We start from the raw sequence: 1,073 nt of genomic DNA on the forward strand, positions 1-1,073 counted from the left end.
TGGCGCAGATGACCGGGCCAAAGCCGTTCGTGATCGACGTCGACGATGCCGCGTTCAAGGGTGGCAAGCGCATCGGCGAGATCGAATACGAAGCCGCCGTCGCGCAAGGCGATCCGAACTTCACGGCAATCCTGCCAAGCGACGAATGGGACGCGATCGCGCTGAGCTACACCTCGGGCACCACCGGCAATCCCAAGGGCGTCGTCACCCATCATCGCGGCGCGTATCTCAACGCCGTCAGCAACATCCTCGCCGGCAATCTCGGCCAGCATCCGGTCTATCTCTGGACCCTGCCGATGTTCCACTGCAACGGCTGGTGCTTCCCCTGGACGATCGCGGCCGCGGCCGGCATCAATGTCTGCTTGCGCAAGGTCGAGCCGACCAAGATTTTCGAGCTGATCAGGCAGCACGGCGTCACCCACATGTGCGGCGCGCCGATCGTATACAACACGCTGATCAATGCGCCCGATGCGCCACGGGGCAACGCGGCACGCCGCGTCGTCGGCCTCATCGCCGGCGCAGCGCCGCCGGTTGCGGTGTTGGAAGGCGCCGAAAACATCGGCATCAAGCTCACGCATGTGTATGGCCTGACCGAGGTCTACGGCCCCGCCTCGGTCTGCGCCGAGCAGCCGGGCTGGGACGAGCTTGCGCCTGCCGAGCGCGCCCGCATGAAGCGCCGGCAGGGCGTTCCCTACCCGCTCGAGGAAAGCGTCACCGTCATCAATCCGCAGACCATGCAGGAGGTCCCGCGCGACGGCGAGACCATCGGCGAGGTGATGTTCCGCGGCAATATCGTGATGAAGGGCTACCTCAAGAACGAGAAGGCGACCAAGGAAGCCTTCGAGGGCGGCTGGTTTCACACCGGCGACCTCGGCGTGCTCGACGAGCACGGCTACGTCATCATCAAGGACCGCTCCAAGGACATCATCATCTCCGGCGGCGAGAACATCTCTTCCGTCGAGGTCGAGGATATCCTCTACAAGCATCCGGCCGTGCTGTTCGCCGCCGTCGTCGCCAAACCCGATCCCAAATGGGGCGAAGTGCCCTGTGCCTTCGTCGAGCTGAAGGACGGC

Annotated in this window: 1 protein-coding gene; it reads left to right on the top strand. The window is 64.6% G+C overall.

What is annotated here, in order from left to right:
- The coding region (locus XH80_RS02950) for an AMP-binding protein (protein WP_271597261.1) at positions 1 to 1,073 on the top strand (1,073 nt) is incomplete at both ends.

The organism is Bradyrhizobium sp. CCBAU 45384 (assembly GCF_028128665.1).
Classification (GTDB): Bacteria; Pseudomonadota; Alphaproteobacteria; order Rhizobiales; family Xanthobacteraceae; genus Bradyrhizobium; species Bradyrhizobium manausense.